General features: G+C 52.6%; 24 protein-coding genes. 15 read left to right on the top strand and 9 right to left on the bottom strand.

Annotated elements, in window-relative coordinates:
- From LQZ21_RS12545 to LQZ21_RS12515, 7 genes are all read left to right on the top strand, one after another.
- Nucleotides 1-989, top strand: a 989-nt coding sequence (locus tag LQZ21_RS12545) for a hypothetical protein (protein ID WP_411044859.1), incomplete at its 5' end; no start/stop codon positions are given.
- Between the two features lie 508 nt (nucleotides 990-1,497).
- Nucleotides 1,498-2,631: a hypothetical protein gene (locus tag LQZ21_RS12540; protein ID WP_411044858.1), complete on the top strand. Its 1,134-nt coding sequence runs from the start codon at nucleotides 1,498-1,500 to the stop codon at nucleotides 2,629-2,631.
- Nucleotides 2,632-2,713: 82 nt separating this feature from the next.
- A complete protein-coding gene (locus LQZ21_RS12535; protein WP_411044857.1) occupies nucleotides 2,714-3,820 on the top strand; it encodes an acyltransferase family protein in 1,107 nt (368 codons plus the stop codon).
- A gap of 218 nt (nucleotides 3,821-4,038) precedes the next feature.
- Entirely contained in the window at nucleotides 4,039-4,611 is a 573-nt protein-coding gene (locus LQZ21_RS12530) for a hypothetical protein (protein ID WP_411044856.1), read from the top strand.
- A complete protein-coding gene (locus LQZ21_RS12525) occupies nucleotides 4,611-5,288 on the top strand; it encodes a hypothetical protein (protein WP_411044855.1) in 678 nt (225 codons plus the stop codon). Before LQZ21_RS12530 ends, LQZ21_RS12525 begins: the two co-directional genes overlap by 1 nt.
- 211 nt (nucleotides 5,289-5,499) lie before the next feature.
- Nucleotides 5,500-5,751, top strand: coding sequence for a DUF6364 family protein (locus LQZ21_RS12520; RefSeq protein WP_411044854.1), 252 nt, complete (start codon nucleotides 5,500-5,502; stop codon nucleotides 5,749-5,751).
- Nucleotides 5,748-6,185 (top strand): PIN domain-containing protein, encoded by a 438-nt coding sequence (locus tag LQZ21_RS12515; protein WP_411044853.1) that lies wholly within the window; start codon nucleotides 5,748-5,750, stop codon nucleotides 6,183-6,185. The genes LQZ21_RS12520 and LQZ21_RS12515 overlap by 4 nt, the downstream gene beginning before the upstream one ends.
- A gap of 335 nt (nucleotides 6,186-6,520) precedes the next feature.
- Here LQZ21_RS12515 and LQZ21_RS12510 read toward each other — a convergent pair whose 3' ends face one another.
- Entirely contained in the window at nucleotides 6,521-6,931 is a 411-nt protein-coding gene (locus LQZ21_RS12510) for an acyl-CoA thioesterase (RefSeq protein WP_411044852.1), read from the bottom strand.
- Nucleotides 6,932-6,985: 54 nt separating this feature from the next.
- Here LQZ21_RS12510 and LQZ21_RS12505 point away from each other — a divergent pair, with 54 nt between their 5' ends.
- Together LQZ21_RS12505 and thyX are read left to right on the top strand one after the other, a co-directional pair.
- Nucleotides 6,986-7,510: an NUDIX hydrolase gene (locus LQZ21_RS12505; RefSeq protein WP_411044851.1), complete on the top strand. Its 525-nt coding sequence runs from the start codon at nucleotides 6,986-6,988 to the stop codon at nucleotides 7,508-7,510.
- 29 nt (nucleotides 7,511-7,539) lie between these two features.
- Nucleotides 7,540-8,376, top strand: a complete 837-nt coding sequence (thyX, locus tag LQZ21_RS12500) for an FAD-dependent thymidylate synthase (protein WP_411044850.1) — start codon at nucleotides 7,540-7,542, stop codon at nucleotides 8,374-8,376.
- A 219-nt stretch (nucleotides 8,377-8,595) separates the two neighbouring features.
- Here thyX and LQZ21_RS12495 read toward each other — a convergent pair whose 3' ends face one another.
- Entirely contained in the window at nucleotides 8,596-9,177 is a 582-nt protein-coding gene (locus LQZ21_RS12495) for a nitroreductase family protein (RefSeq protein ID WP_411044849.1), read from the bottom strand.
- A gap of 260 nt (nucleotides 9,178-9,437) precedes the next feature.
- On the opposite strand from LQZ21_RS12495, the gene LQZ21_RS12490 reads away from it, so the two are divergent.
- Entirely contained in the window at nucleotides 9,438-10,304 is an 867-nt protein-coding gene (locus LQZ21_RS12490; protein WP_411044848.1) for a D-psicose 3-epimerase, read from the top strand.
- Between the two features lie 253 nt (nucleotides 10,305-10,557).
- On the opposite strand, the gene LQZ21_RS12485 is transcribed toward LQZ21_RS12490, so the two are convergent.
- Together LQZ21_RS12485 and LQZ21_RS12480 are read right to left on the bottom strand one after the other, a co-directional pair.
- Nucleotides 10,558-13,677, bottom strand: a complete 3,120-nt coding sequence (locus tag LQZ21_RS12485) for an alpha-mannosidase (RefSeq protein ID WP_411044847.1) — start codon at nucleotides 13,675-13,677, stop codon at nucleotides 10,558-10,560.
- Nucleotides 13,678-13,689: 12 nt separating this feature from the next.
- Nucleotides 13,690-14,763: a polysaccharide deacetylase family protein gene (locus LQZ21_RS12480; protein ID WP_411044846.1), complete on the bottom strand. Its 1,074-nt coding sequence runs from the start codon at nucleotides 14,761-14,763 to the stop codon at nucleotides 13,690-13,692.
- Nucleotides 14,764-14,925: 162 nt separating this feature from the next.
- On the opposite strand from LQZ21_RS12480, the gene LQZ21_RS12475 reads away from it, so the two are divergent.
- The 3 genes from LQZ21_RS12475 to proC all read left to right on the top strand — a co-directional run bounded on the left by LQZ21_RS12475 (nucleotide 14,926) and on the right by proC (nucleotide 17,928).
- Nucleotides 14,926-16,188, top strand: coding sequence for a glutamate-5-semialdehyde dehydrogenase (locus LQZ21_RS12475; RefSeq protein ID WP_411044845.1), 1,263 nt, complete (start codon nucleotides 14,926-14,928; stop codon nucleotides 16,186-16,188).
- Nucleotides 16,189-16,249: 61 nt separating this feature from the next.
- Entirely contained in the window at nucleotides 16,250-17,038 is a 789-nt protein-coding gene (gene proB, locus LQZ21_RS12470) for a glutamate 5-kinase (RefSeq protein ID WP_411044844.1), read from the top strand.
- A 71-nt stretch (nucleotides 17,039-17,109) separates the two neighbouring features.
- Nucleotides 17,110-17,928, top strand: coding sequence for a pyrroline-5-carboxylate reductase (proC, locus tag LQZ21_RS12465; RefSeq protein ID WP_411044843.1), 819 nt, complete (start codon nucleotides 17,110-17,112; stop codon nucleotides 17,926-17,928).
- Between the two features lie 9 nt (nucleotides 17,929-17,937).
- Here proC and LQZ21_RS12460 read toward each other — a convergent pair whose 3' ends face one another.
- From LQZ21_RS12460 to trxB, 5 genes are all read right to left on the bottom strand, one after another.
- Nucleotides 17,938-18,750 carry a PHP domain-containing protein gene (locus LQZ21_RS12460; protein WP_411044842.1) on the bottom strand — a complete coding sequence of 271 codons (813 nt, stop codon included), beginning with the start codon at nucleotides 18,748-18,750 and terminating at the stop codon, nucleotides 17,938-17,940.
- On the bottom strand, nucleotides 18,747-19,988 hold the full coding sequence (locus LQZ21_RS12455) for a prolyl oligopeptidase family serine peptidase (protein WP_411044841.1): 1,242 nt from the start codon (nucleotides 19,986-19,988) through the stop codon (nucleotides 18,747-18,749). Before LQZ21_RS12455 ends, LQZ21_RS12460 begins: the two co-directional genes overlap by 4 nt.
- 459 nt (nucleotides 19,989-20,447) lie before the next feature.
- Nucleotides 20,448-21,332 carry a GNAT family N-acetyltransferase gene (locus LQZ21_RS12450; RefSeq protein ID WP_411044840.1) on the bottom strand — a complete coding sequence of 295 codons (885 nt, stop codon included), beginning with the start codon at nucleotides 21,330-21,332 and terminating at the stop codon, nucleotides 20,448-20,450.
- 4 nt (nucleotides 21,333-21,336) lie between these two features.
- Nucleotides 21,337-23,013, bottom strand: coding sequence for a glycoside hydrolase family 3 protein (locus tag LQZ21_RS12445; RefSeq protein WP_411044839.1), 1,677 nt, complete (start codon nucleotides 23,011-23,013; stop codon nucleotides 21,337-21,339).
- Nucleotides 23,010-23,951, bottom strand: coding sequence for a thioredoxin-disulfide reductase (gene trxB, locus LQZ21_RS12440; RefSeq protein WP_411044838.1), 942 nt, complete (start codon nucleotides 23,949-23,951; stop codon nucleotides 23,010-23,012). The genes LQZ21_RS12445 and trxB overlap by 4 nt, the downstream gene beginning before the upstream one ends.
- 42 nt (nucleotides 23,952-23,993) lie before the next feature.
- On the opposite strand from trxB, the gene LQZ21_RS12435 reads away from it, so the two are divergent.
- Nucleotides 23,994-25,484 (top strand): hypothetical protein, encoded by a 1,491-nt coding sequence (locus LQZ21_RS12435; protein ID WP_411044837.1) that lies wholly within the window; start codon nucleotides 23,994-23,996, stop codon nucleotides 25,482-25,484.
- A gap of 175 nt (nucleotides 25,485-25,659) precedes the next feature.
- Nucleotides 25,660-26,236: Rpn family recombination-promoting nuclease/putative transposase (locus LQZ21_RS12430; RefSeq protein WP_411044836.1), on the top strand; the 577-nt coding region annotated here is incomplete at its 3' end.

The raw sequence follows: 26,236 nt of genomic DNA, 5'->3' as shown, positions 1-26,236 counted from the left end.
GCGACGGCGTCATCGGTGGCACCGTCAGCAAGGCCCAGGCCGCCAAGAACCTGGCCGCCGCACTAGGCGGCGGCGCCCTGGCGGTTGGCGACGAGGTCCAAATTCCCGCCTCCGGCACTCCCGTGACCGTTAGTTCCTCCGTCACCGTTCCCGCCGGCGCAACCATTAAGGTGCAGTCCGGTGCAACCCTTATACTGGCGGAAGACTTTACCGTATCGACCGGTGCAACTATTACTAACGAGGCCGGGGGAACCATTGTGGTGGAAGAAGATTTTACCGTGCAGGCCGGTGCAACTATTAATAATGCCGCTACGGGAACTGTTACGGTGGAGGGTACCTACACCCTGCTCCCCGGCGTCACCGGCACAAACAACGGCACGGTTACCATTGCGGATGGCGCCACTGTTCAGGCTGGGGCAGGCGTCCGTATTGGCGGAAACGGGACAAACACCGTTAGCGCCGGCGGTACAGTAATCGTTGATGGTGATACCGCCCATCCCTTTGTCGGTACAACCAATGCAGCCCTGTTTCGGCTTACCAGCGGGAGTTTTACGTATAACAACACCGAACTTATCCTGGCCGGTGTAGCAACCCTTAATAACGTAAACCCATCAGGTGATGATATGTATTTTAAGAAAGGGGCCAGCGGCACCCAATCGCTGACGATTAACAAGGATGCCGAGTTAATTGTCGCGACAGGCGCTGCTATTCTTTTGGGGGGCTGCGATATTGCTGCTAATGCTCCGTTAACGGGCGATCTCACATCCCTTGGTACTAATCCTCCCAAGCTTACTCTTACCGATAATAATACCTCGGGTTTCTCTGAGGGCAGTACCTATCTATATTTCTTTAAGAACGACGGTAGCACCGCGGTAACAGGATCGGGACTTACACCTGGACAGACAAAACCCATAGCATCGGGCACCTATACCTGGATCCAAAATCCTGACGGTGGTAGTAGTGGTGACTACGGCTGGCAGGCAGATTAACTTTCCTCCCGCACGAGTAACTAACACCAAAAACCCGGCCTGCCCGGGTTTTAACGAGACCAACCCCCTCCCGTCCATCGGACGGGAGGGACCTTCTCTACCCGGTAACCGGCCTTTAACCCCTTACCGGCTAAGGCCCCCTCCGCCCAATACAGCTGGCGGCCTCTTACCCCCCAACAACCGGCAGTTTAGCCCCTTGCCGGCGAAGCCCGGCGGGGAATTACGCCCCGCTCGCGACTCTGGAATTCCCCGCGGTAACAGACCGGTCACGGGCTGCGGACGCGGACTCTACAGGTAAGCGAGTGGGGCGTAATTCCCCGCCGGGCTTAGTCCAAGCCGCTAAACTCCCTCGTGAGCATCATTGACAAAATCAACCCCATAGCATATAGTCCCCCATAGGGCCTAATTTCGCCCTTTTCACTCATTTCTCTGGAATTTTATACCAAGATACTTGTTTCTGATTTTATTTCCCTATACGATGAGTAACATAACATAAGAGGAGTGGCAGATGTTGAAAAACACTTTCAAATGGCTTTGGCTTTTATTTTTTTGCTTTGCCGTGGGGACCGTATATGCCATAGATACCCTGGACGAAGCTATTGAAAGAGAATCCGCATACATAATTGACCGGGCTCCGAATAATTCCGTATTGGCCGTTGTTAATATAAAATCTGACAGCATTTCTTTATCGGACTATGTTATGGAACGGATCCCCGATTATGTAGTCCGCAATAAAAAAAATATTACCTTTGTGGATCGTAGTAAACTCGATTTAATTCAACAAGAAATAAAATTTCAATATTCCGGAGAAGTAAGTGATGAGACCATGGTGTCAATCGGAAGCAAAATTGGCGCTCAAATTATTGTTGCCGGTGCAATAAGCGAGGATGGGGAGACGTATAATTTCAGCATTAAATTACTTGATGTCAAAACTGCGATAATTTTAGGGTCAAGCAGTACAAAAATAGTGCACGACAATGCGATGGAATACTATTGGCCGGGTTCAAAAGTAGCAGAGTACGCTAAACAAAAAGAATTGGAAGCACAAGCAAAAAGAGATTCAACGGCCAGAAAGGTTAAGACCGCATTGGGTATTTTTCCCAATGGCTTTTATTTAGGATATCTGGGATCTTTGAATTCACCTATCGGTATTTCATTAGGTTGGTTAAATACGACCACTGCATTTTTTATCGACAATGAGTTTGGCGCCCCCAGTTTTAGCGGCCATGAACGTTCCTCAAGCCTCACGTATGATGGAAACACCGTAACTGCTAACAATACTAACAAATATATAGATGAGCATGAAAATACCGCTTTTAGTTGGGATTGCATTCTTGGTTTTAATATTAATATAGTCGAATCCTTATTGTGGGCTGATGCCGGGCTTGGTTTTGAATATCGAAGGAAGTATAAATTATTTTCCGAAAACAATTCATCATCCGGCTCTGAAAAAATATGGGTAGAAAACGGCGATAAAAAAGATAAATTAAAATTTGCAATATCCGCCGGTCTCTATCTAAAGCTGTGGTATCTCTATGTTCAGGCAAAATACAAATATGTTGTTGGCGATGAAATTGACCATAGCTCGTACGGTTTAAATAATCTTAGTTTGGGCTTAGGATACGTTTGGCGGCAAGACTAAGCACACGTTTTAAGCGTGGTACTGTACATAATAGCGCCCTGTAGACACTAAAAAAACGCACATGTGCAATATTGTATAAATAATGTACCGGGAGACTATTCTGATAAATATAAATGCCAATCTTCCCAGAAAATATTTTATTGATAATATACGGTCACTTATGGTGTTGCTGGTAGTTGTATATCATGTTTTTTATTTGTTTAACAGCGTAGGCGTCCCAAAGAACATAGGCGACACCGGCATTCCGGCTTTTGATGGTTTTTGCTATTTTATATACCCCTGGTTAATGACCATCATGTTTCTGGTGGCCGGTATAAGCGCAAGATATGCGCTGCAGTCCCGCAGCGAAAAGCAATTCGCAAAAGAACGGATCCAAAAATTACTTATACCGTTGGCCGGCGGGATGTTTTTACTGGCCTGGATAAACGGCTGGGTGGCGAATCAGTATGTTGATGTTTTTGAGGGAAACGATATACCGGCCTTTATGAAGTATCTCATATTATGTTTGGTGATTGGGCCCTTGTGGTTTAATCTGGAATTATTTTTTGTTTCAATGGTTTTAATCATTATCCGAAAAATTGATAGAAGAGACCGTTTGTGGACCCTGGCAGGTAAAACAAATGTTCTGGTGCTGCTTCTTCTTGCCCTGCCGCTTTGGGGTTCATCGTTTTTGCTCAACATTGTAATTACCTTCAGGAATGGAATATACCTGTTTGTTTTCTTGACAGGATATTACTTTTTTTCACAAGATAAAATAATTGGGATACTGACAAGATTCAGATTTCCTTTACTGGTGAGTTCTATAATCCTCGGTATCATCGAAGTTTATGTTTTTTATGGAAAAAGTTTTGTTGCGGACAATTATTTGCAGCATCCGCTGATAAACCTTTACGCATGGGTAATGATGATGGCACTATTGGGGTATTCACACCAATATTTAAATCAAACCAACAAGGCTATGGAATATATAAAGAGCCGGAGTTTCTTTTGGTATTTAACCCATTTTCCCATAATGTCGTTTGCGGCTTATATCATAATGTCAAAATTTAAATTCCCGATGATTTGTAACTATATTTTGTTATTGTTTTTTGGATTTGGCATAACCGTAATAGTTTGTGAAATGGTACGGTTAATACCGGTATTGCGCTTCTTATTATTTGGAATAAGGAACAAAAGCAGGGAAGCGTAAAAGGAGACGCCGCACATAACAGGACGGTATATGCTTGGTAGCTGCCTGCCCAGCAATTTAAAAGCCGGTAAGCGGATCGGACTGCGAAAAACCCCATTTGGCCTGCGGCCTTTGTAGTCGAATTCTCTTTCTTCCATAAATCAGGCATAAAAGTCTTGTCAAATTATTATGGTATATGATAGAATAACATATTGGGAATTCAAATAAAAGGCGGTTATATGAAATATAAATTATTCATATTTTTGTTCCTGGCGATTGCATTAAAGGTCTTTGGCAGTGGTTCCCAAGAAGATGAACAGTCAAATACTCCCGGCAACGCCGGGGGATTACCAATTTATTTAAGAAAAATTCAAAATGAGGTAAGCACTGGTATTCAGGAAATACTTAATCAAGGGGATTCATTAGCAATAGTAGCCATAAATAATACTACGGAGGATATAGAGAAAAATATAATTTTCAGTATTGAGACTGGTATCGCTAGAGCGGGTTATGTTAAATTAATTAGCAGAAGGCATATATCGGAAGCGATAAGTGAAATAGAACTTGGATTTTCAGGTTACATTGATGATGATTCTGCGGTTCGTATCGGACATTTTCTAGGAGTTACCTATATTATGGTTGGCGATATTACAAATAATATTCTTACTTTGCAAATACTAGAAGTTGAATCATTGCATATTGTATACTCAGAACGATTTGATGTATCCTTTTTTGAAGATTCTGCTAAATCAATTAACGATTCTACCGAGTCAACTGAAGATTCTGCTAAATCAAGGAGGTTTAGATTCTAATGAAACGACTGATAGTGTTTTTATTAATGCTTTTATTGGCTGCGGCCTGTTTTGCACAAAATGATTTTGGCTTGTTTTTTGATGGAGGGATTGGATATACGTCAGATGAGAACATAGGATTGGGATTTGTTAATTCTGCCAAGGGTTTTTATTTTGGCGTCGGTACTGGCATTGCAATTTCTCTTGATGGCATTATTGATAATGCTAACTTGGTCGGTGGAGTAAACATAGATTTTCTTGGAAAGCCGATGATGGAATTTGTGCGTGGACAAGAACATTATGATGTTGAAAACTTGTCAGATCAAGTTAGCTTACGAGTTATGCCATATATTGAAATATCAAAATCTGTTGTGAGTAATTTATACTTAGGTTTTGGCGTTGGTTATGGTTTTACCAATCTTTATTTTGGCATGCCGCCACAAATATATGATATTAATATTACTTCATATAACAGTTATAAAATGACAAATCATTCCATTACACCAGTCGGATTTGTTCGCTACTATTTAGGAAGTTTTTACTTCACATTAAACTATGAATGTGATATTGTACTAAATGGGAATATTACGAAGTTAAACGGAGATCCGTTTACTGGTGATGTTAATGGTGAAGACAATATTAAAGGAATACATCACCGAATAAGACTTGCGGTGGGATATACTCTGGGATTTTTTTAAAAAGCGGAAAAAACAACAGGTCTATATGCGCGCCTAACGGCTGCCCGGAATGCGAAAAAATGCAGTCGGCCTACGGGCCTTTGTGCGGTTTTTGCAAGCTGCGGAACGTTATGTACAATTTTGCCTGTCTCTCAAAAATTTTCGAAAAATTAAAAAATTACTTGACATGAACGTATTCTATATAATATATTTATACGTACGGGAGACGATTATGGAAACAAAGTTGACTTTAAAACTTGATCAAAAGGTTATAAATTCCGCAAAAAAATATGCGGAAAATAATAACCGCAGTTTATCCAAATTGGTAGAGGATTATTTTAAAAATCTATTATCAGAAAATACACAGGAGGAGGAATATCCCCCACTGGTAAAAAAATTAAGTGGAATAATATCTGAAAATGATTTAAAAAAACTTTCCAAAGATGATGACCGGGTAAAATATATTCTTGGAGAAAAAGCATGAATAAAAAACTGCTCATTGATTCTGATATTATATTGGATTTATTGGCTAAAAGGCCATTATTCTATGCTGATGCTGCAAAAATATTTACTTGGGCATATAAAAAGAAAATAGAATTGTATTCTACGGCAGTTGTATTGGCCAATGTTTTTTATATTCTAAGAAAAATTAATGGAAATGATAAGTCGAAAGAACAACTAAAAGATTTACGGTTATTGGTAAAAATATTACCAATCGATGAAAATATTGTTGACATGGCGTTAAGTTCAAAATTCAGTGATTTTGAAGATGGGTTACAATATTATACGACAAAAGAACAAAATTTGTTTGGAATTATTACACGAAATACAAAGGATTATAAAATAAAAGATATAGTAATACAAACATCAAAAGAATTTGTAAAGATAAATAGTAAATTATTTGAAAATAAAGAATAAATGGAAATTCACGCTCTCGTTTGTAATCATACCGTCCCAAATTTCCTGACTTCCCACACCCTAAGACCTTCCCGCTCATACAGCGGCCGTTCTCGGGGCTCCCGTATTCCGTCTTGGTACCTTGTAAACACTAAACGGCCATACATATACAGAATTTAAGAAATTCACCACAAAGGCGCAAAGTAGACCGCTGCGCGGTCAATTAAATGAGAAAAAGGGAAGAAATACGTAATTTTTCCTTGTTTTTTCTTTCTTATTTACTTCTTACTTACTTCTTCGCCTTCTTCGCCTTTGTGGTCGAATTCTCTTTATTGTCCTTACAAGGGAAGGGTGTGCTAGGCGCCTCCCAAATTCCCCGGACTGAGCCCCGGTACGTTCCATTCGGCGGGGAGCTTTACCGGTGTCCCCTTGGAATCGACAAAAGCCCAGGTAACCTTTGCCTCGACCAGCAGATCCTCCCCCCGTTTTATCTCCTGGGCTATCACCCCGCTGACCGCCCCCTTCTTGATGGGCCATGAACGGATGGTTAGTACGTCGTCGGTCAGGGCGGACCGTTTGTAATCAATTTCCACCCGGGCCACATACACGCCATAACCCGCCTTAATCATGGAAGGATAATCAAAGTGTATATCCTTAAGGAATTCATACCGGGCAAATTCCAGATAATTAAGGTAAACCGCGTTGTTCACATGACCATAACTGTCACATTCGTAGGTTCTGACCATTAAGGAACATTCACTAATCATGATATTTATTGTATAATAAAGAAAATACTTTTTCAATTAGAGAGAGGAGATTCCATGTTTCGATATTGTCCGTCCTGCGCTTCTCAAAACATACGGTTTGAACGAAACCGGGTGTTCCGCTGCCCCGACTGCGGATTTACCTATTATCACACCACCGCCGCGGCCACCGGCTGCGTCATTTCCGTGGGTAAAACCATTATGCTCCTGGTCCGGGCCAAGGAACCGGCCCGGGGCAAATTGGACCTTCCCGGGGGCTTTGTGGACCCCGGGGAAGGGGCCCTGGACGGGCTGCGCCGGGAGTGCCGGGAGGAAATAGGCTGGGACCCCCCGGAGGATCCGGTCCTTTTTGCATCCTTTCCCAATACCTATCCCTACAAAAACATCACCTATAATACCTGCGACCTTTTTTTCACAGTCCGGGCCCCGCTCCTCAGGCGGGAGGATCTGCGGCCGGAGCCCAAGGAGATAGCGGATATCCGTTTTATAGAGCCCGGTTTGGTTGATTTGGATGAACTGGCCTTTGAATCCACCCGCCGGGCGGTAACGGCCTTTATAAAATATCAGACGGGGCAGTTTTAAAACCGCCCATCATTAAATTGGAGGACATCATGGCCCATTGTGTAATAGCCGAAGCAGAAGCTATCTTGGATAAGGAATTTCCGGTTTTGGATAAGGGATTTATCCGGCTGGTGGATTATTTAGGGGGGGATGCCCGGATCGTGCAATCCGCCCGGGTATCCTATGGGGAGGGGACAAAAACGTACCGGGAAGATGCGGGACTCATCGATTACCTGCTGCGGAACCGCCATACCAGTCCCTTTGAACAGGTGGTGTTGACCTTTCATGTCAAACTCCCCATATTTGTGGCCCGCCAGTGGATCCGCCACCGCACCGCCCGGCTGAATGAAATATCCGGCCGCTATTCGGTGATGAAGGACGATTTTTACGTGCCCACCCCCGGGGATATCGCCTATCAGAGCGGGGACAACAAGCAGGGCCGTTCCGACGAAATCCCCGACCCCGCCATTGCCGAATCCGTCCGGACCGCCCTTGCGGCGGGGCAAAAACAGGCCTATAAGGACTACACGGACCTTATCGGCCAAAACCTGGCCCGGGAACTGGCCCGGATCAACCTGCCCCTCTCGTTATACACCGAGATATACTGGCAAATCGACCTGCATAACCTCTTCCATTTTTTGGAACTCAGGCTGGAGTCCCACGCCCAAAAAGAGATCCGTCTTTATGCGGAGGTCCTCCTTGACATAACCCGAAAGGTGGCCCCCCGCTGCTGCGAATCCTTTGAGCGGCATATCCTGGGGGGCGTGTCCTTTTCCCGGGACGAGCTGGCCGAACTGCGCCGCCGGCTGGCCCAGGGACCCACCAACCCCGCAGAGAAGCCCCTCCAGGGGAAAGCCCTGGAACGCTTTGAGGAAAAGCTCCGCTGACCAAAAACAGTGATACCTAACCACGAACCAACACGAACCTTTCATTTGAAAGCACCACGCCTGTTCGTGTACTTCGTGGTTACCTCCTCCCTCCTAAGTAGCCCGTGTTAAATTTCACAACCAATTACCGCTAACCACCCTATTCGGTGCCAAATTTCACAGTCCACTCTTTCCTCGTTATTCGTGTCGTTCGTGGTTAAATCTCTTAGCACGACACCCCTATTTATACGTAACCATACTGTCCGCCGCCTTTCTGCTGGAGGCGCCGCTCACCGCGTCGGCCCCCGGGGGCAGGCGGCCGATCCGTACCAGGGCCACGGCGCTGTAACCGTTGGGAAGCCCCAGGTCGCCCTTAAAGCGGCTGTTTACGGCATTTATGGGACCGGTGTAGATTCGGGAACCCAATCCCAGCGCCTGGGCGGCCAGGTATATGCTTTGGGTCGCCAGGGCGCAGTCCAGAATTTCAGCCCCATTGGTTTTTCCGTCCCCCGCCGCGGAGATGATGATGAGGATATTCCCCTCGGTTATGTTCGGAACGATTTGATTTGCGAGGGTCCGGTTCCGCACCACCGTAAAATGCCAGGGCTGGCGGTTGCGGGCGCTGGGGGAACGTACCCCCGCGGCAAGAATCGTGTCCAACTCCGCCCTGGTAATGTCCCCGGCAGCAAAATTCTGGGCCGCATAGTGGTTGATGATACTTTCCGCCCCCTTAAGCTCCTGGGCGCCCAGATCGGAACTTCCCCGCCCAAAACCGGGCAAGGCCAGCAATAACAGGAAGATACCGGTAACTTGTTTTTTCATAGATTTTCCCCCTTACATAGCTTACCCTCCCATGGTGCGACTATAACCTGATTCTGTCAAGCAGTAATTCTCAGTTAAAATAACCACGAACCACTCGAACAGACACGAACAAAAGAGAGAATATAGGTATAAATGTTGAAACTGAGAATTGCTGTATAGGACAACAACGTACTGGTAAAAAGAACCATTAGTGCACTATAATTAATGAATAATTTTGACGCCGGAAAACCCGGCTCCCCTGTCTTGGGAAGGAGATTGCTATGTATAGACCGGTAGGAATATATTACGCATATTGGGTCCATGAGTGGGATGTGGATTTTTTGCCCTTTATCGATAAGGTAAAGCGTTTAGGCTTTGATCTATTGGAGCTTCACGCGGTAATTTTGGCGGAAAAAGACAGCGCCTATCGGCTCAAGATAAAAGAAAGGGCCGGCAAAGAAGGTATCGCCCTTTCCTACGGCATGGGCTTGGAAAAAGAATACGATCTTTCTTCCCTTGATGAAACCGTACGCCGCCGGGGCGTCGAATTTATGAAAAAGATCATCCGCAGCATTGGTGAAATGGGCGGTGGGAATATCAGCGGGACCGTCCATAGTTACTGGCCCGCGGTTTTTCCGGAAAACCTGGAGCATAAAGAACCGATGCTTCAACAAAGCCTTAAAAGCATGAAGGAACTTGCTCCCTTCGCCCTGGACCACCAGGTTTTTCTCAATGTGGAAGTCATTAACCGTTTTGAACAGTTCCTCATCAATACCTGCGAAGAAGCCCTGGCGTATGTTAAAGAAGTAAATAATCCGGCTTGTAATATCCTGTTAGATACTTTTCACATGAATATAGAAGAAGATTCCCTGGGGGACGCCATCCGTTTGGCGGGAAAAAATCTGGCCGCGCTGCACCTGGGCGAACCAAACCGTAAGCCGCCCGGCATGGGCCGGCAGCCCTGGGCGGAAATCAAGCAGGCCCTTGATGACATCCAATTCACCGGCCCCCTGGTCATGGAACCCTTCCTGACCCAAGGCGGGGCCATTGGCCGGGCCATAGGGGTTTGGCGGCCCATCATTGAAAATCCTGATTTGGATGCTCTTGCGGAAAAATCCGCGGCCTTTGTAAAAGCAACCCTGCGATAGCTCTTATTAGGCGGTAACATCAAAGAATTATATTATTATAGAAGAAATAAGAGATTTTAACCACGAACGTCACGAACCACACGAACAGAAACAAAGACAAATTGGCATTTTCACCGATAGTTCTTTCCTGCTTTCCCACGAACAAAAGAGAGATTTCAGGTATAAATTCCGGAATATCGAAGCAAAAGTTCGTGAGGTTTGTGTGGTTCGTGGTTAACCCCATGCTTCCTGCGTAACAGAGCTGCCAATACCGCTAACCCAAGCTCACCAGGAGGGTCTTGATCTCAAAGCCCCTAAAGTCCAGGGCCAGGGTTTTTCCCGAAACCGCAAGGCTCCGGGGGTTTGCCTCCAGCATGTCCGTGACCCAGGCGGCTGCGAGTTCCCGGGAGAAGCGGAGGGTTGTTTCGACCCGGCCCCCCAGGCTTTCGTAGAGCCGGATCACGATACTCCCCGTGGGGGCCGGGGCCTCCGGGGCTTTAACACTTTCCACCACTACCGCCTTTCCGTCCAGGGTAAAGAAGGAATACCCCCCGCTCCCCCTGCCGGAGGCCGGCGCTTTGACATCCGCCGAAACTTCCGCCCCGGCTGGGGAGTTAAGCTCGTACCCTGCCCGGACAATGCCCGCTTCCCCAAAGGGCCCGGTAAAGGGCAGGAGGGAATAGGTAAAACGCTGTTCCCCCCGGTCGGCGGTGGGGTCCGGGGCAATGGGGGAGCGCAGCAAGGTGAGCCCCATATGGCCGCCCGTTGCGTCGTGGCCGTATTTGCCGTTGTTCAGCAGGGCGATCCCTCCCCCTTCCTCCTCCAGGGCGATCCACTTGTGGGCGCATATTTCAAACTTGGCCCTGTCCTGGGGCAGGTTCCGGTGGGTGTTCCGCAGCAGATGACCGTATTGCACCTCGCAGCGGACCTGAACCGCGTCGATGGCGGTATCGAAACCCACCTTGAGGAGCCGTTGTTGTTCCTGCCAATGGATCTTGGTCTCAAAGTCGATCCGGGGGTTCCCGGCGTAAAACACGGTGTCCTGAACCAGGACAGACGCCCGGCCGATGGCGTAGGTGCGGCGGAGGCGGAAACATACCGGGCCGTCGGCGGTCGTGGTGGAGATGAGCCGGTCCTCATCCTCCTGAAACCTGGTCCAATCGGCGTCGATATCCCAGGCGTCCCAAAGGACCGGTATGTCCTGGGCGCTGATAAAGCGGTTGAATTTTCCCCCGGCGGCGACCATTTCCCGGTTCCGGCGGCGGTCAATCAGGCCGGCGATGCGGCCCCGGTCGTCAAAACGGATCCGGTAGAAGGGGGTTTCCAGGGTTTCGCCGGTAAAGGTAAAGGGGGAGGCCTCCCCGGCCCCTTCGGCAAGGTAAAAATGGGCCCACCCCAGGGAGGGGATTTTAGGGGTGCTGATAAGTTTTTCCCTGCCCTCCAGGTCCTCGTAAAACTGCGCGGGATAAACCGCGTCCGCCCCCGCCAGAACCGGGTTTTTATCCGTGGCGGGAAGGGCAAACGCCGCCGGATCCTCTCGTTCCCAGGACAGGTCATTGAATAGCACGAGACCGCCCCCCAGGGGGGCAAGGACCTGCTGCCGCAGGCTCCCGGTAAGTTCCGCAAGGCCTGTTTCTATTTTTTGATACTCCGCTTCGGCCTCGACATACACCCGGTTTATGGAAGAACCGGGGATAATGTCGTGGAATTGCTGGGTGAGCAGTTTTTTCCAAAAACCACGCAGGACCTCCCGGGGGTAGGAAGCCCAGCCCTCCAGGGCCGCGATGGTGAAGAACAGCTCCGTACGCCGCAGGCCGAATTCCAGGCGGCGGTTGTAGGCCTTGGTCTTGGCCTGGGTGGTATAGGTTCCCCGGTGCAGTTCCAGGTATAACTCCCCCCGCCATTCCGGCCATTCCGTGGAGCCGCTGAAAATGGCGTCCAGGGCGGCGGAAACCTTTTTCCAGGCCGCCTTGGGGGCCCCTTCCAGGTTGGTAAGCCGCCGGGCCATCTCCAGATCCCCCCGGGTCGTCCCGCCCCCGCCGTCTCCCTCCCCCACGGAGTTGATCGCGGCGGACTGGATCTCCTTATGCTGAATTTCCCCCCACAACTCGGCCAGGCTGCCGGGGTTTACCCTGCCGTTGTACCCGTAGGCCCGGGAGGAAAGGTAATGGGTTTTGACGGCGCTGCCGTCTATGCCCCGCCAGATAAAGGTATCGTAGGGGAACCGGGTCGTATCGTTCCAGCTTATTTTGCTGGTGACAAAGTAGTTGATCCCGCAGCCCGCCAGGATTTGGGGCAGCGCCGCGGCATACCCAAACACATCGGGAAGCCAGAGGGTGTCGCTGTCATGGCCCAGCAGCTCCTTATTCGCCGCCTTACCGACCAAAAATTGCCGTATCAGGGATTCACCCCCGGTAATATTGCAATCCGCTTCCACCCACATCCCGCCGTTGGGCTCCCAGTTTCCCCGTTGATAGGCTTCCTTTACCGCGGAAAAGATCCCGGGGTATTCGTTTTTTATGATTTCAAGCTGGGCGGGCTGGGACTGGATAAACACGAATTCCGGGTATTCCTCGGCAAGCCGGACCATATTGCTATAGGTTCGGGCGGCCTTCCGCTCGGTTTCCCCGATGTGCCAGAGCCAGGCGTGGTCTATATGGGCATGGCCCACCAGGTGAATCTCCGGCACGGTGGACCCGTTTTTTGCCGCCAAAAGGGGCCGCAGGATAGGAGCGGCCTTTTCCGCCGCTTCCGCCAGTCCCTCGGTATGCAGGGGGATCTCCCCCAGGGCATCGTAGAGCCCTTTCAGGATCCGGGCCTTGCGTAATGAATTCCCCTCCAAAACACCGGCAAGCTCAAAAAGACATTTGACATCGTAATACAGGGAATAGATGGGTTCTATCCGTTCCACCAGGGCGCCGCCCTCAAAGGTATTGGGATAGTCCTTGATCTGCCTCCCCAGGGTGAGCATAATCCGTCCTCCCTCGCCGGGATGACAACCCGGATAGGGATGGCCGGCATAGGCTTCTATATGCAGGGTATGTTCCCGGCCGTCATCCGCTACCTTTACCTTTTTATGAAAGGGATTAAAGGCGCCCTGGGGTTTTCCGTCGATAAATACCAGGGAATCGGTATTGGGTATGACCCGCAGGAACAGGGGGTAGGCGGCATTGCCGGGACAGCGGAAGACCGCCTTGAACCAGGAACAACACCAGGGTTTCCCGTATGGGTAGGGACTGGTTATTTTTTCCCATGCTGCCGGCTCGGGGGGGCTGCGGAAGGTCTTATCCGTTTCAAAGGTTTCAAAATTGAGGGCCGCCACTTCCCGGTACCGGTTCAATTTCAGAAATTCCAGGTATTGCTTTATCCTGGGTTCTATTTTGGGTGTCAACATAGCTGGTTCCTCTCAAGGTTCATAATCGGCCCGGGCTAACGCCTCCTCCGTAAGATCGCTGAAACGGTAAAATTTCAGGTTAAATTCCTGCATGATTTTAAAAAGATATTCCAGCCGCGCCGGTTTAATACCCCACTGGGCGGTATCGGAAATATCATGGGTGGTAAAGGAGGCGATGTGGTCCTTCCCCAAAAATTTAGTGGTAAAAAGCATGAAGAACAGATCCTGTTCAAATTGACTATCCTCTTTAAAAAGGATATTGTCCAGGGCCGTGGAAGCGATGTACCCGTTGATTTTTTCCTTCCGGTAGATATGAAAACGTACCCCATATCCCCGCTGCAGGCCGAAGGCCGTGGAAAGGGTCTCGATCATCCAGGGTTCCGAAAGGCCGTAGGGATAGGCAAAGGCATGCAGCGGGATCCCCGCGCTCCGGAAATCATCAAGCCCCGAGAGGGTCTCGGAGCGAAACACCTCCGGCGAGACCTTGGTCAGGTTGAGATGGTTCCTGGTATGGTACCCGATATCGTGGCCCCGGTCCCGGGCTTCCCGGCAGAAGGGGCACAATTCCCCCTGAACAAAAAAGGTTATTTTTGCCCCGTACCGGTCAAAAAGATCGAAGTACGCTTTCCAGTCATCGTGGTAGTTGTCATCCATGGAAAGTAATATCCCCGCGTTATCCGCCTCGGGGGTCCAAAAGAAGGAATCCTCCCGCCGTTCATTCCGGAGGGGATCTTCCACGGAAAAGGCCACCAAAAACCGCCGCTCATCCAGGCTTACCGCGTTCCGCAGATCATAAACCACCCGGTACCCGTTTAGCTCCCCCAAGACCGTGATATGCTCCACCGAATCAGCGGCAACGGATTTGATTATTTCCGGGGAATTGGCCTTGACCTTTTTCACCGCCTCGTCAATCGATACCAGCGCCGGTGGAGGTTCCGGAATCGCCGCTGGGGGCGGGATTTCTTTTGGGGGCTCGGGAATTACGGGGACAGGTACGGTTATCGGGGGACCCCGGGTGGTACAAGAGACCAAAACCATAAAAAATACCACCCATAATAAAAGGGTCCATCGATACACAATTCCCATCCTTACCAATATACGGTATGATAGAGACAATTTCAAATCCCGGTTGGGTTTAACCGTATTACCCGGAGAGTATAGCAGAAGCGGTTTTACCGTGTCAATTTTTAAACCCTGGGGTCCCGAAGCTTCGGTTTTGGAAAGGGCCCCGGTTTTTTGGAGCAGACGGTGCATGATTTGGATCAACTCTTTGATTCCCTTAAACAGGCCCAGGAGCAACTAGCCCTGGAGGACCGGCAAAAAAAAGACGCCGCCCTGGGGGCCGCGGCGGAGTTCATCGACGCCCGCCGGGGGGAGATCCTCCGGGCCAATGGGGTTGATGTGGAAAAGGCCCGTTCCGGCGGTATGAAGGAAGCCCTGGTAGACCGGCTTTTCCTCAACGAAAAACGGATCGATAGTATTATTGAAGGGATCCGCACCGTAATCCGCCAGGAAGATCCCATCGGCAGGGTCCGGGCGGGGTGGACCTTACCCAACGGGCTGTTGGTAGAGCAGATCACGGTGCCCCTGGGGGTGGCCGCGATCATCTACGAATCCCGCCCCAATGTTACCGCCGACGCCGCGAGCCTCGCTTATAAGGCGGGGAATGCCATCCTCCTTCGGGGGTCCCAGGCGGCCCTGGAATCGAACCGGGCCCTGGTGGGGGCCCTCAAGGCGGGCCTGGAAGCAGGCGGCGGCATCCCGGATGCGATAGCCCTGGCGGATTCGGGGAACCGGGACGAGGTGGACCGGATTTTAACGGCCCGGGGCCGGCTGGACGTGGTCATCCCCCGGGGCGGGAGGGACCTGATCCGCCATGTGGTGGATCATGCCCGGGTTCCGGTGATCGAGACCGGGGAGGGAAACTGCCACATCTACGTGGAACCCAGCGCCGATATCGCCCGGGCGGTGGATATCATCGAAAACGCCAAACTCCAAAAACCCGGGGCCTGTAACGCCGTGGAAACCCTTCTGGTCCACCGGGACGCCCTCGCCCTCCTCTTGCCCCCCCTGGCTGCCCGGCTTGCGGGCAAGGCCGAGCTCCGCTGCGACGGCCCCTCCCGGGCCGCGGTGGGCCCCCTCCCCCCGGGCCTGCTCCTCACGGACGCCCTCCCCGAAGACTGGGAAACCGAATTCCTGGATTACATCCTGGCGGTTAAAACCGTTGATTCCCGTGCCGAGGCCATTGCCCACATCAACCGTTATGGGACCAAACACTCCGAGGCCATCATCACCAACGACCTCCGGGCGGCGGAAGAATTTGTCCGCCGGGTAGACGCGGCCTGCGTCTACACCAACGCTTCCACCCGGTTTACCGATGGCGGTGAATTTGGCTTCGGCGCGGAATTGGGGATAAGCACCCAGAAGTTCCACGCCCGGGGGCCCATGGGACTTGAAGCCTTGACCACGATAAAGTATCGTATAAGCGGTCAGGGGCAGATACGGCCCTGAAATTCCAAAGCCGGCTTCAAAAAAAGCTGCGGCGTAAACCGGCTTGCCCAGTAAGGATGTTATGATACCCCACTTGATAGCGGATGCCCGTAAGATCGTCATAAAATTCGGTTCCAATATCCTCGCGGACCGGGACGGCCGGATAAATCTGGCGTTTCTGGATGAATATGCCGCCGGAGCCGCCGGTTTTATCCGGGGGGGTAAACAGATAGTCATCGTCTCTTCCGGCGCCCAGGCGGCAGGTCTTTCTACCATGGAAAAATGGGCCCGTAAAGCGGATATCCACTATAAACAGGCCCTCTGTGCCGTGGGACAGGTGGAACTTATGGGCGCCTGGCGCCGGGCCTTTGGGACCCATGATCTGCGGATCGGCCAGATCCTCTTAACCCAGGACGATTTTGGCGATCCCATCCGTACCTTGAACATGCGGAATACCCTTTTTACCCTGGTGGACGAGGGGATAGTTCCCATAATCAACGAAAACGATACCGTAGCGGTGGAGGAGATCAAGATTGGCGACAACGATACCCTGGCGGCCCAATCAGCGGTACTCTGGAGCGCGGACCTCCTGATCCTCCTCAGCGATATCGACGGGCTCTATGATAAAAACCCCAAGGCGCATCCCGATGCGGAGCTGGTGGACGAAGTCCGGGATATAACCCAGGTCCGCGGCAAGATCAGTATCGGCGGTACCAATAGTTTTGGTACCGGGGGAATCGCCACCAAACTCGATGCCGCCCAGCGGGTGATGTCCTACGGCATCCCCATGATCCTCGCCCATGGGGGAAAACCCAAGGTGTTGGAAGCCCTTGCCGCCGGAACCCAGCGGGGAACGGCTTTTTTGGTGTAAACCGGCGGGAAAAACTGCAGAGAACAGGGCCCAAAACCCATGGGGGTTTTGGAATTGCCCGGGAGGAAAAAATGAGTACCACCATCGCCTGTATAGGCAGCGGAAACATGGGAAGGGCCCTGATGCGGGGGGCCGCGGGGATCATCGGCGGTGAGCATCTGGGCTTTACCGATGTGGATAAGCCCAAGGCGGCGGAGGCGGCCAAAGCCCTGGGGGCCGGGGTTTTTGCTTCCAATATCGAGGCGGTACAAAAGGGGGATTTTGTCTTCCTCGCGGTAAAGCCCCAGGCGCTTCCCGGGGTGCTCCAGGAGATAAAAGGGGCGGTAAAAGAACGGGGGGCTTTGCACAAGCCCGTAACCCTGGTTTCCATGGCCGCGGGGTTTAGCATTAGCCGCATAAGCGCCGAATTGGAATGTCCCGGTCAGCCGGTGATCCGTATCATGCCCAATACCCCCGCCCTGATCTCCCAGGGGATGATCGTCCTTGCGGCCGCTGCCGAAGTAGGGGAAGACCGGATCGCCGAACTGGAGCGGCTCCTGGCCAATTCCGGCCAGGTGGACCGGCTGGAGGAAAAATATCTGGACGCGGTCACCGGTCTTTCCGGGTCAGGCCCGGCCTTTGGCTATATCTTTATCGAGGCCCTGGCCGACGGCGGCGTCCGGGCGGGACTTCCCCGGGACAAAGCCCTGGCCTATGCGGCCCAGACGGTTCTGGGCGCGGCGGCCATGGTCAAAGAAACGGGCCGGCATCCGGGGGAACTTAAGGACATGGTGGCTTCCCCGGGGGGTACCACCATTGCCGGGATTGCCGCCCTGGAGCAGGCCGGTTTCCGGGGTATCGTGATGAACGCGGTGGACGCCGCCTTCAGGCGGTCCGTGGAACTGGGGTAACGTTCCGCCCTATTTTTTCACGGGTTCGCGGTACCCCAATAATTCCCCGATATCCTGCCGGGTGCTGCGGTCCCGGGCGTCCCGGATGTCCACCGGCAGCCGGATGATTTCATCCCCCCGCAGATCACAGCGCCCCGGGGTGGTCCGAATTCCCGCCAGGGTATGGGTTTTAATGGCCCGCACATAGTCGTTTATCGAAGTCATTTTTTTATCCAGATATACCCCATACATGGCGTCGGTTTGGCACTGATCGATGTGGTGAATATCCGAACCCGCGGTTATTGGAAGGCCCAGCCGCTGGGCGTAAGCCAGCGCCAGGGCATCATAGGATGGGTCCTGATTGCCCCCATTGGCCGCTTCCACCGCGTCCACACAGCCGGTGGACAGATGGATACAGTCAATGTAGTAGTGCTGCCGAAAGGGATGGGCCTGAACCACACAACCCCCGTACAAATTTACCGTTTCGTATTGTTCCCGGCGGGTCCAATGGGCCGCTTCGGGGTGTTCCAGGAGCCATTCCTTATCCAGGCCGTAGATAAGGTAATCGTCCCCGTCAAAGGTTTCCTCCCAGCCGAAGAACACATCCAGCCCCAGCCGTTCCCCCGCCCGCCGGGTATCTTCATAGCCCCGGCAAAAGCGGGTCACCCATTCCTTCCAGGGCAGGCTCCGGTTTATCCGGGTATTGCCGTTAAAAAAATGATCCGTTACCATAATTCCGGTATATCCCAGGGCCAAATAGTTCCGGATATATTCATGCCCTTCGGATACTCCACAGGCGCTGGACTGACAGGTGTGCAGGTGGGTTTCGTATAAAAAACTCATTTTTTTCTTTGCGATGCAAGCCACTCCATAAGGCTTATTTCTTTACCATGAATATACTGGGTCAACCAGTTATTATACACATAGATCCAGGAACAATGGCCGGGATATACATAGGGCGAACCGTCTTTTTTCGTATAAAGACCGCTTTTATCATATATATTCCGGGGATAACTATAATAAACCTGGGGCGCTTCCAGCTTAACCAGCCGGTCATAGGTGCCCAGGGAATTTTTAGGGGCGGGAACCACCGGATCCGATGCGGCATTGACAAACCATATCGGCAGATGGCGTATGCTCAGTAATTGTTTGTGCGTAATCCGGCTGTCTATGGCGGTGGAACAAACCGGAAAGGCCGCGGCAAACAGTTCCGGATAGGCCATGATCAACACCTGGGTCATAAATCCGCCGTTGGAACACCCCCCGATATAGATACGCTGCCGGTCAATCCCGGGATTGGCCGCTATATAGTGGTCAAAAAGGTTTTTCAACGCCCGGGTGTATTTACTGGCATTGAGGGTTTCATTTCCCGCATCCCGGGGATCCAGGTTGACCATATCCATCCAGAAGGTGGGGGCCTGGGGGGCCAGCACATAGGCCTCCCCCCCAAAATAGGCCTGAATCTCGGGGCTGGCAAAATGACAGGCCTTATTGGCCGAAACCGGCAGGCTCGCATCGGTCCCCCCTTCCCCCAGGCCGTGGAGCCATATAATCAGGGGGAGCTTTGAGCCTTCATGGGCCCCAGGGGGAATATAATCCGCATAGGTCAAGGGTACTTCGCCGTATTCCCGGTCATGATATTTGATTTTTCCGCTAAAATTGAATTTTTCCAGCTGGGGCTTATGGGTTTTACCGGGTTTATCCGCGATCAGATCCGAAATGTCCGCCACCCGCTTCTTCTGGACAATCCGGTAGTGGCAATCGATCCAGGCGTTTCTGGCCTTGTAGGAGTTCATCGGCGAACCGAGGGAATCCGCCGGACCACAGGCCAGTTCCAGGGTTATATGGGTCCCGCTGTCCGTTTTGTTCCCCTGGGCATCGGAAACAAAGATGATTTTAATCTTTCGGCTGCCCTCGTCAATCAGCGCAGCCTCGGTGTTCCGGGGATCGAAGCGTTTGACCGATACGGCAAAGCTGGCGGCATCAATGGGCAGGGCAGGTAACTTTTTCTCCAAATCCAAAATAAGTTTAGTGACCGCCGGGCCCCAATCCATAATCGTGTATACTTGATGGTATATCATATATCCTCAACCACCGGTACTTTTTAAAATCCCCTGGTCCGACAGGACCATACTGTTGAAAGACCGGCCGTGCCGGTCAAGCAGGCAGCCAATATATTAGAGAGTATACGCTTTAGGATAAAATATTACAATGCGGCTGTGCCCAGGGAGGACCGGAAAAAAACCACGAACCACACAAATCTCAAGATTAACCACGAACTACACGAACCTCACGAACAATAGTAAGAAATTCACCACGAAGGCGAAGAAGGCGAAAAAGGTAGGGAATTAAGAGAGAGAGGAATTAGGAGTGAGGAATGTCCTTGAATTCTCTCCCGGTGCCAGGTGGTTCTTCCTCACTCCTCTCTTAACTCTTCCTTCCTTCCTCGCCTTCTGCGCCTTTGTGGTTAAATTCTCTTCCCGTTTCTTCCTCTTCGTTCGTGGTGTTCGTGTGGTTCGTGGTAAATTATTCCCCATTGCCTAATAGTAACTTATCCGGTAATCACTCGCCACGGCGAACCCAATCCGGCCGTAGACCGCCCGGGCCGCGGGGTTCCGTTTTTTTACAAACAGGGAAAGCCCCCAGCCCTCGGCGATTAAAAACCGGGCAAAGGCGGCCCCCATGGAGACGGCAATACCCCGGCCCCGGTAATGGGGATGTACATACACCCCCCCGATCTGGTACCGGGAGAAGGACAGGGCATTGGTGTTGATCTTTCCCACAATGCGGCCCTCCAGCTCGGCGGCCAGGATGTATTCGTCGGCAATGATCCGCTCCACGGAACGCCGGCAGGCCGCGGGGTTAAAGATCGCCCCCCGGGGAAGGACCTCCTCCTTCTCATAGGCAGCCTGGAGCAGGTAGAGGGCGTCCTGGTCGGAGGCTTCGGGTTTCCGCAATATCAGTCCCGCGGGACCGGCCTTGAGGGCCTCGGAGTTTGGCTGCCGGTCCAGGGTCATAAGGTCATAGTCGATCCGGTCCACGCAGGTATACCCCAGCCCGGTAAGGGCGTATTCCAGCATGTGGGTATCATTCCCACAGCCCTGGATGGCGTGAATGGGAACTTTTCTCAAAAACCGGCTCATAAAGTAGGGAACCGGGATATGGGTAGGCCGGTCAAATACCGGGAACAGGGTCCGTCCGGAATGGAGGATCAGGGCGGAGATAGTTCCATCCTCTTCCCGCAGCGCCCACACATGATCCCGGCTGCCGTCCCGGCTGATGAATTTTGCGCAGGCGGTTACACAGTGGATCTCCCGGGCCCTTAAAAACGCCACGGTTTCTCCCATGGTTTGCGGGCCTATTTTATCCCAGCGGAGGTTTTTTCTTCTCGTTAGATTCCGGTGCCGGGGAATAAATTTTTGCATATTGTTACCGGGAAACTGAAGCCTGTTTGGCTTCCCGGGGGAAGGGAAGTCTTCCCTGGGCGGGGATCCTCCCCAGGATGACGGAAAATCCCGCAATAAACGACTCCGGGGCATAACTGTAAACCGCCACGGCTCCCTCGACCCAGGAAACCCGGTCCAGGTTGACCGGACTTAAAACGGAAAAAACGATCACCCGCTTTTTCAGGGCTTCCAGGCTTTTCAGTATGGTTAATCCCTCCTGATCCGAAAGACAAAAAATAATCGTATCCACATCCCGGGCATAATCCTGTAATTCCGCGATACCCCCAGGGGAATACCAGTAGGAACGGGCGCCGGGAAAGGCGGTTCTTCCGGTGGTAAAAAAATCCGTATAGTTCCCCGCCAGCAGCACCTGCCCGGCCTTTTCCGGGGTTAACGGAAAAAGCCCCTCCCCGGACAGGATGGTAACGCTCCGGGCCGCCAAGTCCAGGAAAAAGGCCGTCCCCTCCGGATCGGGCAGGTTGGCCGCGACCTTCCGGAGATCCGGTATATAGGGAACCGCGTTTTCTCCCCGGAGGTAGGTGAGTTTCGTTTCCAGCACCCGCCGGGCCGCGTCCCGCACCCGCTTCTTAAAGCCGGGATCCTCCTTCATGGAGGCAACCAGATAGGTCCACACCCGATCGTTCAGATGGGGGGTGGAAGAAAACATGATGATATCGTTACCCGCAAGCAGGGCCTGTTTTGCCGCCTGGGAGACACTTCCCGCGCTGGCGGTGGCGCCGTTCATCATCAGATCATCGGTGATGATCAATCCCCGGTAACGGATCCGCTCCCGGAGTATGTCCTGTAAAAACCAGGGGGAAAGGGAAGCGGGGGTCATGCCCGCCTGGGTATTGGGAAAGGCCAGGTGGCCGCTCATGATGGCGGGGATCCCCTCCCGGGCCAGGAGCCGGTAGGGGATGAGTTCCCGTTCCCAAAGCGCCTCGACGGTCGCGTTGATCCGGGGCAGCACCCCATGGGAGTCCAGGTCCGTGTCTCCGTGTCCGGGGTAATGTTTGGCGGTGGCGATGATCCCCGCCGCCTTTTGCCCTTTGACAAAGGCCGCCCCCAAAATCCCGGCCAGCACCGGGTCTTCGCCAAAGGCCCGGGTACCGATAAGGGAGGAATCCCGGTTGGTATAGAGATCCACCGTGGGGGCGAAATTCATGTTGATCCCCAGCACCGCCAGTTCCCGGCCGATATAGTACCCCGCGTAATAGGCATCCTGGGGATAACCCGAGGCGCCTATGGCCATATTCCCCGGGGTTTCGCTGGTGGACCCCTTTACATGCCGGATCCACCCCCCTTCCTGGTCCGTGGCCACGAGGAGGGGGATGTTCAGCCTGGTTTCCAGGGCCGTCCGCTGGAGGGCGCCCACGGTTTCCGCCAGTTTTCGGGTGTCTTCGGTATTCCAGCCGAATATCTTGACCCCGCCGATATTTCGGTCCCGGATCCAGTCCATGATCAGGGGAGAAGGTTCGGCCCCCACCCAGCCGAGCATAAAGGTCTGGGCCAGGGCTTCCTCGTCGGACATTGCTTCGGCCAGGACCGCCGCCAGGGTTTCAGGGGACCCCGGACCGGCAAAGGTGAGGGTAAAAAGCCTTTGCCCCGGGCTTAGGTACAGAAAAAGTAGCGACAGCAGAATTCCCCAACAGCGGCTCATAGATAGGATTCACCCTTTATCCTATCAATATACCCTGCGGCGCGATGAGCCGCAATAGCCCCTTCCCCGGCGGCAACCACGACCTGCCGGAAGGGGCTGGCCCGGACATCACCGGCGGCAAAAAGCCCCGGTACCGAGGTTTCCATGTTCTGATTGGTGATGATATACCCGTTTTCGTCCTTTTCCACCCCGGCGGCCAGGGCGCTTTGGGGAAGGGTCCCCGCAAAAATAAAAATCCCCTCCACCCCTTCCTCGTATTTTTTTCCGGTCTCGGTGTTTTCCAACACCACCGATGTCACCTTGCCCTGCCCTCGGATCTCCAAAGGCCGGGTATTAAACCGGGTTTCAATACCGGGATTATGAAGCACCCGCTCGGCCAGGGCCCGTTGGGCCCGGAATCGTTCCCGCCGGTGGACAAGCACCACCTGGTCCGACAAATGGGAGAGGAACTGGGCTTCATCACAGGCCGCGTCCCCCCCGCCGACCACCATTATTTTTTTGTTTTTAAAAAAAGGCCCGTCACAGGTAGCGCAATAGGAAACTCCCCGGCCGTAAAATTCCTTTTCTCCGGGAATATCCAGGGTACGGTATTTGGAACCGGTGGCGATTATCACCCCCAGTCCCCGGCGGGTTTCGTTGTTTCCCAGGGTTATTTTGAAGATTTCCCCCTCTTTTTCCAGGGCCGTTACGGTTTCGGTCAGAAAAACCGCCCCAAAAAGTTCCGCTTGACGGTGCATATCCTGGGAGATCTCAAAGCCGGATTTTTCCCCGATATTGCCGGGATAATTTTCAAGTTTATCGATGAGCAGGGCCTGCCCCCCCGGGGCAAGTTGTTCGATCACCAGGACCTTCAAATTCGCCCGGGCGCCGTATTGGGCCGCGGTAAGCCCCGCAGGACCGGCCCCCAGGATAAGCAGATCGGCGTCCAAATAATCCATGGCTTCTCCTTTCTTTATTTATAAAATATACTATTTTATAGTATGAGAGGGAGTATTGATAAGTCAATGCAGGTACTAACCGTTGCCGTGCTTTTTTTCGGACTGCTGGGATGGACCCGGCTGGAGGCCCAGTCTCCGGTCACGGGAAGCGTTTTTCCCGGCCTTGATCCGGATCATCAGGCCCTGATATACGCCCGCCTGGGCGCTTCCCGCCCCTATTCCTGGCAGGAGCTTGCTCAGATAGCCCTGTGGGCTTCCGGGGACGGCACCGGAACCCAGTCGATGAATCGCATCCGCGCCGCGGCGGAGGAACTGAAAGCCGCTCCCTCCCTGCCTGCAGATCCCCGGGCCCGGGGTGAATTTATTCTCAGTTATATCCACCATAAGCTGCTCAAAAGATATTCGGATCGTCAGACCCGCCTGGACGGGATTTTTGTCGACGGCCGGTATAACTGTGTGTCTTCGGCGGTCCTGTATGTGATCCTCGCCGCTTCCCAGGGGCTTGAGGGCTGGGGGGTTATGACCCGGGATCATGCCTTTGTCACCGTCCGGGCGGGAAAAGAGACCATAGATGTGGAAACCACCAACCCCTACGGCTTTGATCCCGGCAGCCGCCGGGAATTCCACAATGAGTTTGGCCGCCTCACCGGTTTTGCCTATGTGCCCGCCCGAAATTACCGGGATCGGGCCGACCTGAGCCCCCTGGAACTCATCTCCCTGATCTTTACCAACCGCATCTTCGATCTGGAAACCCGGGGCAACTACGGCGGTTCGGTATCCCTGGCCCTGAACCGGACGGCCCTCCTTTCCCAGCGGCCCCACCCGGTTTCATCTCCCTTTTTTGCCGATCCCGAACAGGACCTTCTGGACCGGCTCCTCAACTTCGGCGTCTCCCTGGTAAAGGCAGGTAAAGAGGATGAGGCCCTCCAGTGGGCCGCCCTTGCCGGGAAACGGTACCCCCATGCGCGCTGGGAAGAATTTACCTATGGGGCGCTGAATAACTTCCTGGTCAAGCTCATCCGCTCCCAGCAGTTCACCGAGGCCAAGCGCGTCCTGGCCGTCCATGCCTCCACCCTCAGCCAGCGCAACATGGACCGCCTAAGCGCCCTCATCACCGACGCGGAGCTGGTCCACCAGAGTTCCCGGGTACGGACTGTTTCGGAAGCCGAAGCCAGCCTCCGGGCCATCAACGACACCCAAAACGTCCTGTCCCCGGTCCGGGTAGAGGAACTGCGGACCTTTGTCCTCCTTAAAGAAGGGGAACTCCTGGCCGCCGAACAAGGCTGGCGGCCGGCCCTGAATTTTCTGGAGACGGCGGTGAAACATTACGGCAGAAACTCCCGGCTGGATAATGCCCTCCAGGTTTTCCGTTCAAACCGTGTCGCGGAAATTCACAACCACTTTGTGGACCTTTTTAATGGAAAGAAATACCATGACGCCCTCCGGGTTATCATGGATGGCTTGGCGGAATTACCCGGAAACCGGCAGCTTCAATCGGACCTTGCCCGGGTAGAACAAGCGCTTCGATCATAGCCTAATCGGCCATAAGCGGGGACGGGCCCCCGGAATTCTCCACCGCAAGCGGCAAGAATCAACAACCCCACCCTCTCCTAACTTCTACCTCCTCTCTCCTCCCTTTTTCCTCAATTTTTTCCCCAAAACTAAAGCACCCTGCATCCCCGTGCCTTATTACTCCAGGAGGTATTTCATGGCTATCCATAAACCGAAAGATAACAGCTTTAAACTCATCCTCGACGACCACCGCCTCTTTGTCGACTTCCTCCTCCGCTTTCTCCCCCTCCCCATCTTCAACGCCCTCTCCCCGGACGATATCGAAGATGTCAGTGAACGTTTCCTCCCCCTTCTGCTCGAAAACCGGGATTCCGATACCGTTAAACGGATCTCCCTCAAAAATAATCCGCCCCTCTTCGTCATCGCCATCGTCGAACACGAATCCCAGGTCAATTTCCGCGCCCCCTTCAAGATGCTCCAGTACATCACCCTGGTCCTGGATAAGTACGAGAAGGAGGTCAACCGGGAGCACCCCGGCCTTACCTCCACCAGGGACTTCCGTTATCCCCCGGTCCTCCCCTTGATCTTCTACGACGGCCCCGCCCCCTGGACCGCCGCCCGGAACTTCGCCGACCGTACCGCCCTGAAAGACGTCTTTGGCGATTATATTCCCTCGTTCAACTATGAGTTGGTGGAGTTAAACAAATACGGCTTTGAGGACCTGAGCCGATACCGGGACGCCCTGTCGCTGTTATTGCTGGTGGACCGGATTC

Origin of the sequence: Treponema sp. TIM-1 (genome assembly GCF_046533115.1) — a bacterium.
In the GTDB taxonomy this organism is placed as follows: domain Bacteria; phylum Spirochaetota; class Spirochaetia; order Treponematales; family Breznakiellaceae; genus JAIRMO01.
Note: the sequence above shows the minus strand (reverse complement) of the source record. Positions and strands in the feature narration are given on the sequence as shown.

What these genes read in the sequence shown, in the direction of transcription:
- LQZ21_RS12540 (WP_411044858.1), top strand. Translation starts at nt 1,498, where the DNA reads ATGTTGAAAAACACTTTCAAATGGCTTTGGCTTTTATTTTTTTGCTTT.
- LQZ21_RS12535 (WP_411044857.1), top strand. Translation starts at nt 2,714, where the DNA reads ATGTACCGGGAGACTATTCTGATAAATATAAATGCCAATCTTCCCAGA.
- LQZ21_RS12530 (WP_411044856.1), top strand. Translation starts at nt 4,039, where the DNA reads ATGAAATATAAATTATTCATATTTTTGTTCCTGGCGATTGCATTAAAG.
- LQZ21_RS12525 (WP_411044855.1), top strand. Translation starts at nt 4,611, where the DNA reads ATGAAACGACTGATAGTGTTTTTATTAATGCTTTTATTGGCTGCGGCC.
- LQZ21_RS12520 (WP_411044854.1), top strand. Translation starts at nt 5,500, where the DNA reads ATGGAAACAAAGTTGACTTTAAAACTTGATCAAAAGGTTATAAATTCC.
- LQZ21_RS12515 (WP_411044853.1), top strand. Translation starts at nt 5,748, where the DNA reads ATGAATAAAAAACTGCTCATTGATTCTGATATTATATTGGATTTATTG.
- LQZ21_RS12510 (WP_411044852.1), bottom strand. Translation starts at nt 6,931, where the DNA reads ATGATTAGTGAATGTTCCTTAATGGTCAGAACCTACGAATGTGACAGT.
- LQZ21_RS12505 (WP_411044851.1), top strand. Translation starts at nt 6,986, where the DNA reads ATGTTTCGATATTGTCCGTCCTGCGCTTCTCAAAACATACGGTTTGAA.
- thyX (WP_411044850.1), top strand. Translation starts at nt 7,540, where the DNA reads ATGGCCCATTGTGTAATAGCCGAAGCAGAAGCTATCTTGGATAAGGAA.
- LQZ21_RS12495 (WP_411044849.1), bottom strand. Translation starts at nt 9,177, where the DNA reads ATGAAAAAACAAGTTACCGGTATCTTCCTGTTATTGCTGGCCTTGCCC.
- LQZ21_RS12490 (WP_411044848.1), top strand. Translation starts at nt 9,438, where the DNA reads ATGTATAGACCGGTAGGAATATATTACGCATATTGGGTCCATGAGTGG.
- LQZ21_RS12485 (WP_411044847.1), bottom strand. Translation starts at nt 13,677, where the DNA reads ATGTTGACACCCAAAATAGAACCCAGGATAAAGCAATACCTGGAATTT.
- LQZ21_RS12480 (WP_411044846.1), bottom strand. Translation starts at nt 14,763, where the DNA reads ATGGGAATTGTGTATCGATGGACCCTTTTATTATGGGTGGTATTTTTT.
- proB (WP_411044844.1), top strand. Translation starts at nt 16,250, where the DNA reads ATGATACCCCACTTGATAGCGGATGCCCGTAAGATCGTCATAAAATTC.
- proC (WP_411044843.1), top strand. Translation starts at nt 17,110, where the DNA reads ATGAGTACCACCATCGCCTGTATAGGCAGCGGAAACATGGGAAGGGCC.
- LQZ21_RS12460 (WP_411044842.1), bottom strand. Translation starts at nt 18,750, where the DNA reads ATGAGTTTTTTATACGAAACCCACCTGCACACCTGTCAGTCCAGCGCC.
- LQZ21_RS12455 (WP_411044841.1), bottom strand. Translation starts at nt 19,988, where the DNA reads ATGATATACCATCAAGTATACACGATTATGGATTGGGGCCCGGCGGTC.
- LQZ21_RS12450 (WP_411044840.1), bottom strand. Translation starts at nt 21,332, where the DNA reads ATGCAAAAATTTATTCCCCGGCACCGGAATCTAACGAGAAGAAAAAAC.
- LQZ21_RS12445 (WP_411044839.1), bottom strand. Translation starts at nt 23,013, where the DNA reads ATGAGCCGCTGTTGGGGAATTCTGCTGTCGCTACTTTTTCTGTACCTA.
- trxB (WP_411044838.1), bottom strand. Translation starts at nt 23,951, where the DNA reads ATGGATTATTTGGACGCCGATCTGCTTATCCTGGGGGCCGGTCCTGCG.
- LQZ21_RS12435 (WP_411044837.1), top strand. Translation starts at nt 23,994, where the DNA reads ATGAGAGGGAGTATTGATAAGTCAATGCAGGTACTAACCGTTGCCGTG.